The sequence below is a fragment of the Pseudomonas guangdongensis genome (genome assembly GCF_900105885.1).
In the GTDB taxonomy this organism is placed as follows: Bacteria; Pseudomonadota; Gammaproteobacteria; order Pseudomonadales; family Pseudomonadaceae; genus Geopseudomonas; species Geopseudomonas guangdongensis.
In genome coordinates this window covers 1,520,414-1,535,954 of the sequence record NZ_LT629780.1, presented here as the reverse complement: position 1 = coordinate 1,535,954, position 15,541 = coordinate 1,520,414, and the positions used below count along the sequence as shown (strand labels likewise).

Genomic DNA, 15,541 nt, shown 5'->3' with positions numbered 1-15,541 from the left:
GAAAACTTGCGCTTGAACTCGCAAATTTTACCTTGACTTGAATGATCACCAGTGAAAGAGATCATTCAGTCTACTTCTATCACATACCCGAATTTTTAAAGAACGTCTGGCGATAAGACCAGAAATCAATGCTCGTTTCGCACTGCATGTTGCAGTACAAGCACTCATTTCTGAGCTTGGCGATTAAGTGGTGGAGCCAAGGAGGATCGAACTCCTGACCTCCTGCGTGCAAAGCAGGCGCTCTCCCAGCTGAGCTATGGCCCCATCTTTCGATCAGCCTGCGCACCACGACAATTGGTGGGTCTGGGCAGATTCGAACTGCCGACCTCACCCTTATCAGGGGTGCGCTCTAACCAACTGAGCTACAGACCCAATCGCCTTTCGCGAGTGAATCAAGCAATTCGTGTGGGAGCTTATGAGGAAGCTGAAGTCTTCGATTAAGGAGGTGATCCAGCCGCAGGTTCCCCTACGGCTACCTTGTTACGACTTCACCCCAGTCATGAATCACTCCGTGGTAACCGCCCTCCCTAAGGTTAGACTAGCTACTTCTGGAGCAACCCACTCCCATGGTGTGACGGGCGGTGTGTACAAGGCCCGGGAACGTATTCACCGTGACATTCTGATTCACGATTACTAGCGATTCCGACTTCACGCAGTCGAGTTGCAGACTGCGATCCGGACTACGATCGGTTTTGTGGGATTAGCTCCACCTCGCGGCTTGGCAACCCTCTGTACCGACCATTGTAGCACGTGTGTAGCCCTGGCCGTAAGGGCCATGATGACTTGACGTCATCCCCACCTTCCTCCGGTTTGTCACCGGCAGTCTCCTTAGAGTGCCCACCATAACGTGCTGGTAACTAAGGACAAGGGTTGCGCTCGTTACGGGACTTAACCCAACATCTCACGACACGAGCTGACGACAGCCATGCAGCACCTGTGTCAGAGCTCCCGAAGGCACCAATCCATCTCTGGAAAGTTCTCTGCATGTCAAGGCCAGGTAAGGTTCTTCGCGTTGCTTCGAATTAAACCACATGCTCCACCGCTTGTGCGGGCCCCCGTCAATTCATTTGAGTTTTAACCTTGCGGCCGTACTCCCCAGGCGGTCAACTTATCGCGTTAGCTTCGTTACTAAGTTCTCAAGGAACCCAACAACTAGTTGACATCGTTTACGGCGTGGACTACCAGGGTATCTAATCCTGTTTGCTCCCCACGCTTTCGCACCTCAGTGTCAGTATCAGTCCAGGTGGTCGCCTTCGCCACTGGTGTTCCTTCCTATATCTACGCATTTCACCGCTACACAGGAAATTCCACCACCCTCTACCGTACTCTAGCTCAGTAGTTTTGGATGCAGTTCCCAGGTTGAGCCCGGGGCTTTCACATCCAACTTGCTGAACCACCTACGCGCGCTTTACGCCCAGTAATTCCGATTAACGCTTGCACCCTTCGTATTACCGCGGCTGCTGGCACGAAGTTAGCCGGTGCTTATTCTGTTGGTAACGTCAAGACAGCAAGGTATTAACTGACTGCCCTTCCTCCCAACTTAAAGTGCTTTACAATCCGAAGACCTTCTTCACACACGCGGCATGGCTGGATCAGGCTTTCGCCCATTGTCCAATATTCCCCACTGCTGCCTCCCGTAGGAGTCTGGACCGTGTCTCAGTTCCAGTGTGACTGATCATCCTCTCAGACCAGTTACGGATCGTCGCCTTGGTGAGCCATTACCTCACCAACTAGCTAATCCGACCTAGGCTCATCCGATAACGCAAGGCCCGAAGGTCCCCTGCTTTCTCCCGTAGGACGTATGCGGTATTAGCGTTCCTTTCGAAACGTTATCCCCCATTACCGGGCAGATTCCTAGGCATTACTCACCCGTCCGCCGCTGAATCCGGTAGCAAGCTACCTTCATCCGCTCGACTTGCATGTGTTAGGCCTGCCGCCAGCGTTCAATCTGAGCCATGATCAAACTCTTCAGTTCAAATCAATCTGGGTTTTGAGAAAACCCTAAACTTGGCTCAGCAATCGCAAAAAACTCTCGAATTCACGAGTGTTACTTGTGATGCTGATAATCTTGCGACTGTCAGTCTTATCTCACAAGCACCCACACGAATTGCTTGATTCAACTTATTAAAGAGCGTTTCGACCGAGCCAGTGTTTCGTCTCAACCGAGGCCGCGCATTCTACAGCAGCCTTTCAACCTGTCAAGCGATTTTTGAAAATTTCTTTTCGATTCAATCGCTTGGCGCCTTCCGGAAGGACCCTTCCGATCAGCGAGGCGCGCATCTTACAGCCTTTCGAGCCGAAGTCAACACCTCTTTGCAGCACCGCCCGGAGGCGAAAACCGCAGCAGGACCCGAGCCCCGCACTCCCTGCAAGAGCGAGCGACGCAAGCATCGCTCAATCGCCTGAACTTTGCAACCTATTGATTTAAAAGGCTTTTTGTTCAGCTTCTCGCTGGAAGTGGCGCGCATTATAGGCCACTTCCAGCAGCCGTCAACGAGTTTTCACAAGAAATCGTCAATTCAGTCGGCAGTGCGGCGACGGCGCAGCTGCAGCAAACGCTGTACCGGCCCGGAGAGGGCGTAGCCGAGGAAGATCAGCAGCAGTACACGCGGCGGGTCGCTGAACACCACGGCGAACAGCAGCACCGTCACCAGTACCGCGACAAAGGGAACCCGCCCTTTCAGATCCAGATCCTTGAAGCTGTGGTACTTGATGTTACTGACCATCAGCACACCGGCGGCAGCCACCAGCAAAGCGACGAGGAAGGCCATGTTGGAGCCCTGGATGCCGAAGTCGCTGAATGCCCAGACCGTGCCGGCCACCACCGAGGCCGCCGCCGGGCTGGCGAGACCGACGAAGAAGCGCTTGTCGGCAGTTCCCACCTGGGTATTGAAGCGCGCCAGGCGCAGCGCAGCGCACGCCACATAGATGAAGGCCACCATCCAGCCGACCTTGCCCAGACTGCCCAGCGCCCACTCGAAGGCGACCAGCGCCGGCGCCACGCCAAAGGCGACCATGTCCGACAGGGAGTCGTATTCGGCGCCGAATGCACTCTGCGTGTTGGTCAGCCGGGCCACGCGACCATCCAGGCCGTCCAGCACCATGGCCACAAAGATCGCCGCCGCCGCTTCGGAAAAGCGCCCGCTCATCGCGCTGATGATCGCGTAGAAGCCTGCGAACAGTGCGGCCGTGGTGAACAGGTTGGGCAGCAGGTAGACGCCACGATGCCTGACCTTGCGTCCTTCGGCATCGCGCCCCTCTTCGACGTGCTCGTCGATGGGCAGCATGCTGTCGGTCTCTGGCGCCTTTTGCGGCTCGCCGGGTTGTTCGCTCATGGGTAACCACCTTGCTCGGAAGGACAAATCGACTGGCCATGCGTCGATCGACATATCGCCGATCCGGCCATCCGTCTTTTTTATACCAGAAAAGAAAAAACGCGGCCGTAGCCGCGTCTTTTCTTCGTCACAGACCTTAGTTCTTGGTCTTGTCGACGATCTTGTTCGCCGCGATCCACGGCATCATGGCGCGCAGCTTCTCGCCGACCACCTCGATGCCATGGGCAGCGTTGTTGCGACGACGGGCGGTCATCGACGGGTAGTTGGTGGCGCCTTCCTGGATGAACATCTTGGCGTATTCGCCGTCTTGGATGCGCTTGAGCGCATTGCGCATGGCCTGACGGGACTGCTCGTTGATCACCTCCGGACCGGTGACGTACTCACCGTACTCGGCGTTGTTGGAGATCGAGTAGTTCATGTTGGCGATGCCGCCTTCGAACATCAGATCGACGATCAGCTTCAGCTCGTGGAGGCACTCGAAGTAGGCCATTTCCGGCGCATAACCGGCTTCCACCAGGGTTTCGAAACCGGCCTTGACCAGCTCGACGCAACCGCCGCACAGCACGGCCTGCTCGCCGAACAGGTCGGTTTCGGTCTCGTCCTTGAAGGTGGTTTCGATGATACCGGTACGGCCGCCGCCAACGCCGCTGGCGTAGGACAGAGCGACGTTCTTGGCGTTGCCGGAAGCGTCCTGGTAGATGGCGACCAGGTCAGGAATGCCGCCACCCTTGACGAACTCGGAACGCACGGTGTGGCCCGGAGCCTTCGGCGCGATCATGATCACGTCGAGGTCGGCGCGCGGCACCACCTGGTTGTAGTGAATGGAGAAACCGTGGGCGAAGGCCAGGGTGGCACCCGGCTTCAGGTTCGGCTCGATCTCGTCCTTGTACAGACGGCCCTGGAATTCGTCCGGGGTCAGGATCATCACCAGATCGGCGGCAGCCACGGCGCTCGGCACGTCGCTGACTTTCAGGCCATGGGCCTCGGCCTTGGCAATCGAGGAGGAGCCCGGACGCAGACCGACGGTCACGTCGACACCGGAGTCCTTCAGGTTGCAGGCATGGGCGTGGCCCTGGGAGCCGTAACCGATGATGGCCACCTTCTTGCTCTGGATGATCGACAGGTCGCAGTCTTTGTCGTAATAAACTTGCATGAGAAATCCTCGGTTCAGTGCGGCCTCGCGGGCCTTGTTCAAAATCAGATGCTCAGTGTCTTGTCGCCACGGGCGATGCCGGTGACGCCGCTGCGGACCACTTCCAGGATCGACGCGGTGCCGATGGCCTGGATGAAGCTGTCCAGCTTGTCGCTGGTGCCGGCCAGCTGCACGGTGTACACGCTGCTGGTGACGTCGACGATCTGGCCGCGGAAGATGTCGGCGGTGCGCTTGATCTCGGCGCGCTGGGCGCCGGTGGCCTTGACCTTGACCAGCATCAGCTCGCGCTCGATGTGCGCGCTTTCCGACAGGTCGACCAGCTTGACCACCTCGATCAGCTTGTTGAGGTTCTTGGTGATCTGCTCGATGACGTCGTCATGGCCGACGGTGGTCAGCGTCAGACGCGACAGGGTCGGGTCTTCGGTCGGCGCCACGGTCAGGCTTTCGATGTTGTAGTTGCGCTGGGAGAACAGACCAACCACCCGGGACAGGGCGCCCGGCTCGTTTTCCAGCAGCAGGGAGATGATGTGTCGCATGATCAGGTGCGCTCCGTCTTGCTCAGCCACATGTCGCGCATGGAGCCGTCACGAATCTGCATCGGGTATACGTGTTCGAGCGCATCGACCTGGATGTCGAGGAACACCAGACGGTTCTTCAGAGCGAAGGCCTCTTCCATCTTCGGCTTGAGATCCTTCAGCTCGGTGATGCGCATCCCGACGTGGCCGTAGGCTTCCGCCAGCTTGATGAAGTCCGGCAGCGACTCCATGTAGGAGTGCGAGTGGCGGCCGCTGTAGACCATGTCCTGCCACTGGCGAACCATGCCCAGCGAACCGTTGTTCAGGTTGACGATCTTCACCGGCAGGTCGTACTGCAGGCAGGTCGACAGCTCCTGGATGTTCATCTGGATGCTGCCCTCGCCGGTCACGCAGGCGACATCGGCGTCCGGGAAGTTCAGCTTGGCGCCCATCGCGGCCGGCAGACCGAAGCCCATGGTGCCCAGGCCACCGGAGTTGAGCCAGCGATTAGGCTTGTCGAACTTGTAGTACTGCGCCGCGAACATCTGGTGCTGGCCGACGTCGGAGCTGACGAAGGCATCGCCGCGCGTCACTTCGTGCAGGGTCTCGATCACCGTCTGCGGCTTGATGATGCTGCCGTCGCCCTTGTCGTAGGGGAACAGGCCGCGGTTGCCGCGCCACTCTTCGATCTGCTTCCACCAGCTGGCCAGCGCCTCCTGGTTCGGCTTCTGGCCGATTTCCTTGAGGATCGCCACCATCTCGTTCAGCACGCTGTCCACCGGACCGACGATCGGCACGTCGGCCTTGATGGTCTTGGAGATCGACGCCGGGTCGATGTCGATGTGGATGATCTTCGCGTTCGGGCAGAACTTCGGCGCGCCGTTGATCACCCGGTCGTCGAAGCGCGCGCCGACGGCGAGGATCACATCGGCGTGGTGCATGGTCAGGTTGGCGGTGTAGCTGCCGTGCATGCCGAGCATGCCGAGGAACTGGCGGTCGCTGCCCGGATAGCCGCCGAGGCCCATCAGGGTGTTGGTGACCGGCAGGTTGAGCATGCGCGCCAGCTCGGTGAGCGGTGCCGCGGCATTGCCCATGACTGCGCCGCCGCCGGAGTAGAGCACCGGACGCTTGGCGGCCAGGAGGATCTCGGCAGCCTTGCGGATCTGGCCGGAGTGGCCGCGCACGGCCGGGCCGTAGGAGCGCAGCTTGACCTTCTTCGGATAGACGTACTCGAACTTCTCGGCCGGGTTGGTCATGTCCTTGGGAATGTCCACCACCACCGGACCGGGACGGCCGGACTCGGCGATGTAGAAGGCCTTCTTCAGCACCTCGGGGATTTCCGAGGGGTGCTTGATGATGAAGCTGTGCTTCACGATCGGCCGGGAGATACCGACCATGTCGGTTTCCTGGAAGGCATCGGTACCGACCATGGTGCTCGGCACCTGGCCGGACAGCACCACCATCGGGATCGAGTCCATGTAGGCGGTGGCGATGCCGGTGATGGCGTTGGTCGCACCGGGACCGGAGGTCACCAGCACCACGCCGGCCTTGCCGGTGGCGCGGGCATAGCCGTCAGCCATGTGGGTCGCGGCCTGTTCGTGGCGGACGAGGATGTGCTCGAGCGCCTTTTCCTTGAACAGGGCATCGTAGATATGCAGGAGGGCACCTCCCGGGTACCCGTAGATGTACTTCACGCCTTCGTCGCGCAGGAAGCGGACGACCATTTCAGCGCCTGATAAAAGCTCCACGTTTCACCTCTAGAACGCCTGAGAAACACCCACAGAAGGGCGACCGAAGTTCGGTTAACTGCCAGGCAGAGCATGGGCGATGGTAGTCGCCGGCGACGTCAGCTGCTGACTTAGCGAGTATCGGGAGCGATCCTGCGTTACGGAGGCCCCCACCCCGGCGCGAGGTAAACGCGTGACAGGGCCTGGCTTGGGCGGCGCGGGTGTGCACCTCATGGTCTGCCGAGCGGGGCGAAATGTCGCGACCCGCCAAGCGAATCACAGATTGTTCGGATTAGGCCCGGGCAAGTCAAGCCGAAGTTTGCCGCCCGGACGGCAGGGCAAAAGCGCGGCGCCGCCCGGGCCACGGCGCTCAGATCGACGCGGACGGCTCGCCGATCAGGCGGTCGAACTCGCCCAGCGCCTCCAGCAGCACGATCACCCGCCGGCCTTCGTGAGGCCAGGCCTGCTCGGCCATGGCGCGGATCGCGCAGGCGCCCGGCAGGGTGCCGCCCGACTCGATGAGCGCCTTCATCCGCGGCAGGAAGATCCACTGCAACCACTCTTCGAGGGCCAGGGTGTCGACGCAGAACGGCTCGACGCTGGCCAGACGCTCGGCCGCCGGCATCTGCTCGCTCCACCAGCCCAGCAGGCGCAGTTCGCGCTCGATCAGCAGCAGTTGCTCGGCCAGCGCCGGAATACGGGCGTCCATCACAGGTTGACCCGCGCGCGCTGGCGCGCCTCGGCAGCGCCGGCAGCATCGCCCTGGCGCTCGCGGGCGCGGGCGATCACGTCCCACAGACTGGCCTGCAGGGTGGGACGCCCGCCGGCGTAGCTCAGCCCGCGACGCGCCAGCTGCTCGGCCTGGGCGGCGTCGCCCTGGGCCAGACGCACTTCGGCCAGGCGATAGAGCACCTGCGGCTCGCGCGGGGCGATGCGCTGGGCGCGTTCGAGGCTGGCCGAGGCGCCGCCAAGGTTGCCGCTGCGCTCCATCTGCTGCGCGGAAGTCAGCAGCGCCAGCACCGGGCCGTCGAGCTGCTCGTCGGCGGCCAGGGTCACCGCGCCGACCCCGGCGCTGGGCTGGCTCAGCTGGCTGGGCGCGAGCGGCGGCTCGAAGGTGGTGTTCAGCCCCGGCGCGGCCGTGCTGGCCGGGAAAGTCTGCAGGGGCGCGGCGCCGACCGCGTCGGGCACCATCACCACCACCCCGGAGTCCTGCGGCACGGCCGGCGCGACGGCGCGCGGCGGCGCGCTCGGCTGGCGCGTCGCCACGCCGCCGGCCGACGGCAGCGGCACGCCGGCGTCCACCACCGGAATCGAACCGCGCTGCACGGGCGTCGCACAACCCGCCAGCAGAGACAGTGCCAGCGGCACCCACCAAGCCTTGTTCACCATCGATCCCCTTCTCGTCAGTTGTTCGCGACCGCGTCGCCAGCGTTCATTGCAGCCAGCCGCGGATCAGGTCCAGCACCGGGTCCACCGCCTCCAGCGCCGGGGCGGACTGGCAGGGCATGCCGGCCGGCGGCTCGCTGCCGCGAATATACGGCATCTGCAGCGCGCCCGGGCAGCTGGCGTCCGAGCCCTGGCCGCTGTACGGGTCGATCCAGGCGCGCTGCACGTTGTCCGGCGGCGTGAGGTCCAGCGAGGCCGGCATGGCGCGGCGCATGAAGCCGCTCCACACCTGCAGCGCGCCGGTGGCGCCGGTCAGCGGCGTGGTGCCGTTGTCGTCGCGACCCATCCACACCACGGCGAGCAGATCCTGGCCGAAGCCGGCGAACCAGCTGTCGCGCGAGTCGTTGCTGGTGCCGGTCTTGCCGGCGAGCTCCAGGGAGCCCGGCACCTGGTTGTAGACCGAGCGACCGGTGCCCTCGCGCATCACCCGGCGCATCGCGGTCTGCAGCAGGTGGATGGCGCCCGGATCGAAGCGCTGCTGCACCTCGTAGGGATAGCCCTTGAGCGGTTCGCCATCGGCGGCCAGCACGCTGCGGATCCCGCGCAGCGGGGTATTGAAGCCGCCGTTGGCGATGGTCTGGTACATGGTCGCCACCTGCATCGGGCTGAGCGCGCCGGCGCCCAGCAGCATCGACGGGTAGGCCGGCCAGTCCTGCTCGGCGCCGAGGCGGCGCACGGTCTTCAGCACGTTGTCGACGCCGACCTCCAGGCCCAGCTTGGCGGTGGACAGGTTGTAGGAGTTGGCCAGCCCCTGATAAAGGAAGATGGTGCCGTGGGCGCGGCGGTCGTAGTTCTTCGGCTGCCAGACCTGACCGTCGGCGCCCTTGACCGAGAACGGCTCGTCGGCCAGCCAGCTGGTCAGGGTGTACTGGCTGGGCCGCTCCAGGGCGGTCAGGTAGACCGCCGGCTTGACCAGCGAGCCGATCGGCCGCTGGGCATCCAGCGCGCGGTTGAAGCCGGCGAAGCGCGGCTGGCGGCTGCCCAGCAGCGCCTGGATCTCGCCGGTCTGCGGGTTGGTCACCACCATCGCCGCCTCCACCTCGTCGACGCCCTTGCGCGCGCCGAGGCGCTTGAGGGTGTCGGCCATGGCGGTTTCGGCCTTGAGCTGGAGGATCGGGTCGAAGCTGGTGAAGATCCGCAGGCCTTCCTCGGTCAGGTCCTCCTCGCGGTAGTCCTGGCGCAGCTGGCGCTTGACCAGGTCGAGGAACGCCGGGAACGAGCTGTTGGCCAGACTGCCGCGCGGACTGACGTCCAGCCCGGCCTGCTTGGCGCGGGCCACTTCCTCGGCGCTGGCCACGCCCTGCGCGGCGAGCAGGTCGAGCACCAGGTTGCGCCGCTCCAGCGCCCGTTCCGGGTGGCGCCGCGGGTTGTAGTAGGACGGCCCCTTGACCATGCCGACCAGCAGGGCGACCTGGTGCAGACGCAGTTCGGCCAGCGGCTGGCCGAAGAAGTACTGGCTGGCCAGACCGAAGCCGTGGATCGCACGCTGGCCGTCCTGGCCGAGGAACACCTCGTTGAGGTAGCCCTCGAGGATCTGCTGCTTGTCGTAATGCAGCTCCAGCAGCAGCGCCATCAGTGCCTCGGTGCCCTTGCGGGTCAGGCTGCGCTCGTTGCTGAGGAAGAAGTTCTTCACCAGCTGCTGGGTCAGGGTGCTGCCGCCCTGCACCACCGAGCCGGCGCTGGCGTTGACCCATATGGCGCGGGCGATCGACTTGGGCGACACGCCGAAATGGTTGTAGAACTCGCGATCCTCGACGGCGATCAGGGTCTCGACCAGGTAGGGCGGCACCTCGTCGAGCCGGATCAGCACCCGGTCCTCGTTGTGCGCCGGGTACAGGCCGCCGATCAGCAGGGGCTCCAGACGCGCCACCGCCAGGCTGCCGGCGCCGGGCTGGCTGAGGCTGCTCACCTGCTGGCCGGAGAAGGCCACGCGCAGCCGCTGCGGCGCCTCGCTGCCGTCGTAGAACTGGAAGCCGCGGCTGTGCAGCTCGACCTGGTTGCCGGCCACGGACACCTCGCCCGGCCCCTGCACCGCGCGGGTGCGCCGGTAGCCCAGGGCGTCCAGCTCGGTGAGGAAGTCGTCGCGACTCAGCTTGAGGCCGGCGAACAGCTCCAGCGGGCGGGCGTAGACCTTGGCCGGCACCGTCCAGCGCTGGCCGGAGAACTTCTCCTGCACCACCGCATCGAGGTAGATCATCAGGCCGGCCAGCAGCAGCGCGCCGAGCAGACCCAGGCGGATCAGCCAGCGCAGCCAGGGACGGGTCTTGGCGGGCACCTGGCGGCGTCCGCGGGCAGAGCGGGAGGGGGTACGGGATCGAGTCATGGCGCGGGATTATACGTGGCTTTGCCGTGGACGGATGGCACGCCCGGCGGTTTGCAGGCACCGGGCGAGCCGCCATAATGCCGCTCTGACCATTTTCCGACGAAAAGGATCGCCCGTGAGCCAGTCCCTGATCGAAGCCCTGCAGAATCCCGCCCTTTATCCCCACCCGGTGGCGGGGTTCGAAGTCATCGAGACGCACATCTCCTGGGTTCTGCTCACTGGCGACTATGCCTACAAGCTGAAGAAGCCGGTCGATTTCGGCTTCCTCGACTTCAGCAGCCGCGAAGCGCGCGAGCACTTCTGCCACGAGGAGCTGCGCCTCAACCAGCGCAGCGCCCGCGACCTCTATCTGGAAGTGCTGCCGGTCACCGGCAGCCCGGAAGCCCCGCAGCTCGGCGGCGACGGCCCGGTCGTCGACCACCTGCTGAAGATGCGCCAGTTCCCGCAGAGCGGCCTGCTGTCCAACGTGCTGGCCCGCGGCGAACTGACCCCGGCGCACATCGACACCCTCGCCCAGCGCATCGCCGAGCTGCACGCCCAGGCCGCGCGCGTGCCGGCCGGGCACGCGCTGGGCAGCGCCGAGGCGGTGATGGCGCCGGTGCGGCAGAACTTCGAGCAGATCCGCCCGCTGCTCGGCGAGGAGACCGCCGACCTGGCCCAGCTGCAGCATCTGGAAGCCTGGGCAGAGGACACCTTCGCGCGCCTCGCCCCGCTGCTCGAACAGCGCAAGGCCGACGGCTTCATCCGCGAATGCCACGGCGACATCCACCTGGCCAACGTCACCCTGATCGACGGCGAAGTGGTGCTGTTCGACTGCATCGAGTTCAACGAGCCGTTCCGCCTGATCGACGTGATCAGCGACGCCGCCTTCCTCGCCATGGACCTGGAAGACCGTGGCCTCAAGGCGCTGTCGCGGCGCTTCATCAATGCCTACCTGGAGCTGAGCGGCGACTACGCCGGCCTCGCCCTGCTGCCGTTCTACAAGGCCTACCGGGCCATGGTCCGCGCCAAGATCAGCCTGTTCCGCCTCGGCCAGGAGCAGGACCCGGTGGAGCGCGCGATGATCCTGCGCCAGTACCGCAACTACGCCGCCCTGGCGGAAAGCTACAGCGCCATTCCCTCGCGCTTCCTGGCCATCACCCACGGGGTCTCCGCGGTCGGCAAGAGCCACGTCGCCCTGCGCCTGGTCGAGGCCTTCGGCGCCGTGCGCCTGCGCTCGGACGTCGAGCGCAAGCGCCTGTTCCCCGCCGCCGGGGAAGCCGAGCTGTACGGCGCCGAGGCCAGCCAGCAGACCTACGCGCAGCTGCACCGGCTGGCGGCGGGCATCCTGCGGGCCGGCTTCCCGGTGGTGCTCGACGCCACCTACCTCAAGCACGCCCAGCGCCTGGCCGCCCAGGCGGTGGCCGAGGACAGCGGCGTGCCCTTCCTGATCCTCGACTGCCAGGCGCCGCAGACGGTGATCGCCGCCTGGCTGGCCGAGCGCCAGGCCGAAGGCCGCGACCCCTCCGATGCCACCCTCGCGGTGATCCAGGCCCAGGAGGCCGGGCGCGAACCGCTGCGCGACGAGGAACTGCCGCACAGCGGGCGGATCGACACCCACGACGCCGCCAGCCTCAACGGTCTGGTCGAGCGCATCCGCCAGCAACTGCCCGAACTCTGACATCCCCGCCTCCCGGCCGCCCCCGCCACAGCCGACTAGACTGAAATATGGCGGGGCGGCCAGCACCTCCCCGTCGCGGACACGACAACGAGACAGCGCCCCGCCGCGTGCCGCCGGGCGCGTGGGCAGCGCATGGCTGCAAGGGGGAGGCGATGAACGACGAGTTGTTGCAGATGCGCAATCTCGGCAAGACTTCGGCGCTCTGGTTGCACACCGTGGGCATCCACACCGCAGGCGAGCTGCGCCGCCTCGGCGCCGCCGCCGCCTACCGGGCGGTGCTGGCCCGGGGCATCAACGCCTCGCGGGTGCTGCTCTATTCCATCGAGGGCGCCCTGCTCGACCGCCACTGGAGCGAGCTGACGGACGAGCACAAGATGCGCCTGCTGCAGCAGGTCGAGGCGCTCGGCAAGAGCGGTAACACCTTGTAAAGGCCTTTGCGCAGAATGCGCTTGACTCTCAAATGAAAACACTTATCATCAACTCAACTGATCGCGAGATCGGTCGATAGACGAAAGGCCCTGGCAGACTGGCTTTTCGGTTATCTCCTCATCAGGCTAATCACGGTTTCGACCCGGCTCCCCCGCCGGGTCTTTTTTTGCCCGGGAAAAACCGTTCAGCGCGCCACCGCGGCTAGCGGCGCAGGCGCGCGCAGTGATCCTCGGCCGGCACCGCCGCGGTGTACCAGACGTAGTCGGCGGCCTGCGCCGCCACCGGCTTGCCGACTTCGGCGAGGATCAGCACGCGGGCGCCCTCGGCGGCGCCGAGATCCTCCAGATGCAGCGGCACGCCCAAGTCGCGGCGCGCATGGAAGGCCCCGGCGATCAGCACCGCCGGGGTCGGCGCCGCGCGCAGCCGCTCGGCCATGCGCCGGTCGCGCTGCTGCTGCACCGCCAGCATTGCCGGCAACTGGCTGTCCGGCAGCAGGCCGCAGTGCGAGGCGCGGATCTGCGCCAGCAGCGCCTCGCTCACCGCCGCGCGGGTCGAGCGTTGTCCGGCGAGCGCCGGGCGCTCGGCATAGAGACGGCGGATTTCCTCGCGATCCAGGTTGGCCGCCCACAGCGGCGCCGGCTGGCGCAGCGCCCAGTCGACCAGCGCGGCGTACTGCGCCCAGTCCCAGCCGGGCTGCCAGGCCAGCGCCGCCGGCAGCTCCGGCCGCTCGCCGCGGGCAAGGGCGGCGCGCAGCGCATCGACGCGCGCCTGCTGGTCGGGGTTGAGCATTTCCAGCAGCAGGCTGCCGGAGGCGCGCCGCGCGGCCAGGTTTTCCAGCAGCCAGAGCTGCAGGGCGTGGTGATCGGGGTTGTCGTGCTGCTCGCCGATCAGCAGCCGCGGCGCCTCCGCCAGTCGGTCGAGCAGCTGCTGCGGGGTCAGGGTGCGACCGCTGGCCAGCTCGACGATCTGTCCGAGCTGCGCATCCGCGCGCCCTTCGGGACTCTGCCAGGCCGGCAGCGGCGTGACGCCGGGCGAGGTGGCGGCACAGCCGCACAGCCACAGGGCAGCGCACAGCAACGACAGGACACGCATGGAACCTCCTTGAGCGGACAGCAGTGAAGAACGCCTCGCCTCAGCGGGCGATGACCAGCGGGTGGCCGCGCTCGGGGTGCTCGCGGACCAGCACCGGCAGGCCGAACACCGCCTCCAGCAGCTCGGCGCGCAGCACCTCGCGGGTCGCCCCCAGCGCCTGCACGCGCCCCTCGGCGAGCAGCAGCAGGCGCTCACAATAGCGCGCGGCCAGGTTCAGGTCATGCAGGATCACCAGCACCGCCACGCCGCGCGCGGCCAGCTGCCGCGCCGCCGCCAGGCAGCGGTGCTGGTGCTGCGGATCGAGCATCGCGGTCGGCTCGTCGAGCAGCAGCACCTGTCCTACGTCGCCCGGCCAGAGCTGCGCCAGCACCCGGGCCAGATGCACGCGCTGGCGCTCGCCGCCGGACAGGGTCAGGTAGTTGCGCCCGTGCAGCGCGGCGATGTCGGCGGCCTCCAGCGCCGCCTCGACGATGCGCCGGTCGGCGGCGCTGCCGCTGGCGTGCGGCAGGCGGCCGAGCGCGACCACCTCCTCGACGCGGAAGGCGAAGTCGAGGCTGGAACTCTGCGGCAGCACCGCCAGGCGCCGGGCGCGCTGCAGCGCCGGCCAGTGCGCCAGCGGCCGCCCGTCGAACCACACCGCGCCGCCGGCCGCCGCCAGCTCACCGCACAGCGCCGCCAGCAGGCTGCTCTTGCCGGCGCCGTTGGGGCCGAGCACGCCGAGCACCTCGCCCGGATGCAACTGCAGGTCGATGCCCTGCAGCACCGCACGCCCGCCACGGCGCACCGCCAGCCCCTCGCTGCGCAGCATCAGTAGCGCCCCCGTACCAGCAGGAACAGGAAGAACGGCGCGCCGAGCAGCGCGGTGACGATGCCGATCGGCAGCTCCGCCGGGGCCAGCGCCAGACGGGCGAGCAGATCGGCGCCGAGCAGCAGGCTGGCGCCGCCCAGCGCCGCCGCTGGCAGCAGCAGGCGGTGGTCGGGGCCGACCAGCAGGCGCATCAGGTGCGGCACCAGCAGGCCGATGAAGCCGATCATCCCGGCCGCCGCCACCGCCGCGCCGACGCCCAGCGCGGTGCAGAACACCAGTTCGCGCTTGAGCCGCTCGACCTCGAAGCCCAGGTGGCGCGCCTCCGACTCGCCCAGCAGCAGGGCGTTGAGCGCCCGCGCGCGGCGCGGCAGCCACAGCGCCACGGCCAGGGCGATCAGCAGCAGCGGCCACAGGCGCCGGTAGCTGGCGCCGTTGAGGCTGCCCAGGTTCCAGAAGGTCAGACTGCGCAGGGTGGTGTCGTCGGCCAGGTAGCTGAGCAGGCCGATGGCCGCGCCGGACAGCGCGGTCAGGGCGATGCCGGCGAGCAGCATGGTGGCCACCCGGATCTCGCCGTCGCGGCGGCCGAGGCGGTAGACCAGCGCGGTGCTCAGCAGGCCGCCGGCGAACGCCGACACCGACAGCAGGTAGGGCGCCCAGGCCTCCGGCAGCCCGCCCAGGCTGGCGCCGAGGACGATGGCGCAGGCCGCGCCCAGCGCCGCGCCGCCGGACACGCCGATCAGCCCCGGATCGGCCAGCGGATTGCGGAACAGCCCCTGCATCGCCACCCCGCACAGCGCCAGCACCGCGCCCGCCGCCAGCCCCAGCAGGCTGCGCGGCAGGCGGATCTGGGCGACGATCAGCTCGGCCTGCTGCAGCCCCTCGCCGTCCAGCGGCAGGCCGGCCAGGCGCCCCAGCACCCGCAGGATGTCGGCCAGCGGCAGGGGCACCGGGCCGAGCGCCAGCGACAGCCAGAACGCTAGGCCCAGCACCAGCAGCAACAGGGGGAGCAGCCAGGGGCCGCGCAGCGGAACGATCATCGGGGAGGGCACCAGC

12 protein-coding genes, 2 tRNA genes and 1 rRNA gene are annotated in these 15,541 nt (G+C 66.2%); 2 read left to right on the top strand and 13 right to left on the bottom strand.

The genetic code is table 11. The annotated features are described in order from the left end of the window. Positions 1-188 precede the first annotated feature (188 nt). From BLU22_RS07410 to mrcB, 10 genes are all read right to left on the bottom strand, one after another. A tRNA-Ala gene (locus tag BLU22_RS07410) sits at positions 189-264 on the bottom strand. Between the two features lie 31 nt (positions 265-295). After that, positions 296-372, bottom strand: a tRNA-Ile gene (locus BLU22_RS07405). Positions 373-438: 66 nt separating this feature from the next. Then, a 16S ribosomal RNA gene (locus BLU22_RS07400) occupies positions 439-1,975 on the bottom strand. A 544-nt stretch (positions 1,976-2,519) separates the two neighbouring features. Continuing rightward, entirely contained in the window at positions 2,520-3,335 is an 816-nt protein-coding gene (pssA, locus tag BLU22_RS07395; protein WP_090213300.1) for a CDP-diacylglycerol--serine O-phosphatidyltransferase, read from the bottom strand. 136 nt (positions 3,336-3,471) lie between these two features. Then, entirely contained in the window at positions 3,472-4,488 is a 1,017-nt protein-coding gene (gene ilvC / locus BLU22_RS07390; protein WP_090213299.1) for a ketol-acid reductoisomerase, read from the bottom strand. Positions 4,489-4,532: 44 nt separating this feature from the next. Beyond that, positions 4,533-5,024: an acetolactate synthase small subunit gene (ilvN, locus tag BLU22_RS07385; RefSeq protein ID WP_090213298.1), complete on the bottom strand. Its 492-nt coding sequence runs from the start codon at positions 5,022-5,024 to the stop codon at positions 4,533-4,535. A gap of 2 nt (positions 5,025-5,026) precedes the next feature. Continuing rightward, positions 5,027-6,751 carry an acetolactate synthase 3 large subunit gene (locus tag BLU22_RS07380; protein ID WP_090213296.1) on the bottom strand — a complete coding sequence of 575 codons (1,725 nt, stop codon included), beginning with the start codon at positions 6,749-6,751 and terminating at the stop codon, positions 5,027-5,029. 349 nt (positions 6,752-7,100) lie between these two features. Beyond that, complete coding sequence (locus tag BLU22_RS07375; RefSeq protein WP_090213294.1) at positions 7,101-7,439, bottom strand: YqcC family protein; 339 nt, start codon at positions 7,437-7,439, stop codon at positions 7,101-7,103. Further along, complete coding sequence (locus tag BLU22_RS07370; protein ID WP_162274149.1) at positions 7,439-8,116, bottom strand: tetratricopeptide repeat protein; 678 nt, start codon at positions 8,114-8,116, stop codon at positions 7,439-7,441. Before BLU22_RS07370 ends, BLU22_RS07375 begins: the two co-directional genes overlap by 1 nt. 46 nt (positions 8,117-8,162) lie before the next feature. Further along, on the bottom strand, positions 8,163-10,499 hold the full coding sequence (mrcB, locus tag BLU22_RS07365; protein WP_090213291.1) for a penicillin-binding protein 1B: 2,337 nt from the start codon (positions 10,497-10,499) through the stop codon (positions 8,163-8,165). A gap of 115 nt (positions 10,500-10,614) precedes the next feature. On the opposite strand from mrcB, the gene BLU22_RS07360 reads away from it, so the two are divergent. Together BLU22_RS07360 and BLU22_RS07355 are read left to right on the top strand one after the other, a co-directional pair. Continuing rightward, positions 10,615-12,159 carry a bifunctional aminoglycoside phosphotransferase/ATP-binding protein gene (locus BLU22_RS07360; protein ID WP_231975283.1) on the top strand — a complete coding sequence of 515 codons (1,545 nt, stop codon included), beginning with the start codon at positions 10,615-10,617 and terminating at the stop codon, positions 12,157-12,159. A 152-nt stretch (positions 12,160-12,311) separates the two neighbouring features. After that, the gene (locus BLU22_RS07355; RefSeq protein ID WP_090213288.1) at positions 12,312-12,587 is read left to right on the top strand and encodes a TfoX/Sxy family DNA transformation protein; all 276 of its coding nucleotides are present in this window, start codon (positions 12,312-12,314) and stop codon (positions 12,585-12,587) included. Positions 12,588-12,789: 202 nt separating this feature from the next. On the opposite strand, the gene BLU22_RS07350 is transcribed toward BLU22_RS07355, so the two are convergent. From BLU22_RS07350 to BLU22_RS07340, 3 genes are read right to left on the bottom strand one after another with little or no spacing between them, the layout of a single operon-like run. Next, the gene (locus tag BLU22_RS07350; RefSeq protein ID WP_090213286.1) at positions 12,790-13,680 is read right to left on the bottom strand and encodes a ChaN family lipoprotein; all 891 of its coding nucleotides are present in this window, start codon (positions 13,678-13,680) and stop codon (positions 12,790-12,792) included. 40 nt (positions 13,681-13,720) lie between these two features. Beyond that, positions 13,721-14,488, bottom strand: a complete 768-nt coding sequence (locus BLU22_RS07345; RefSeq protein WP_090213284.1) for a heme ABC transporter ATP-binding protein — start codon at positions 14,486-14,488, stop codon at positions 13,721-13,723. Continuing rightward, entirely contained in the window at positions 14,488-15,525 is a 1,038-nt protein-coding gene (locus BLU22_RS07340; RefSeq protein ID WP_090213283.1) for a FecCD family ABC transporter permease, read from the bottom strand. Before BLU22_RS07340 ends, BLU22_RS07345 begins: the two co-directional genes overlap by 1 nt. Positions 15,526-15,541: the final 16 nt, after the last annotated feature.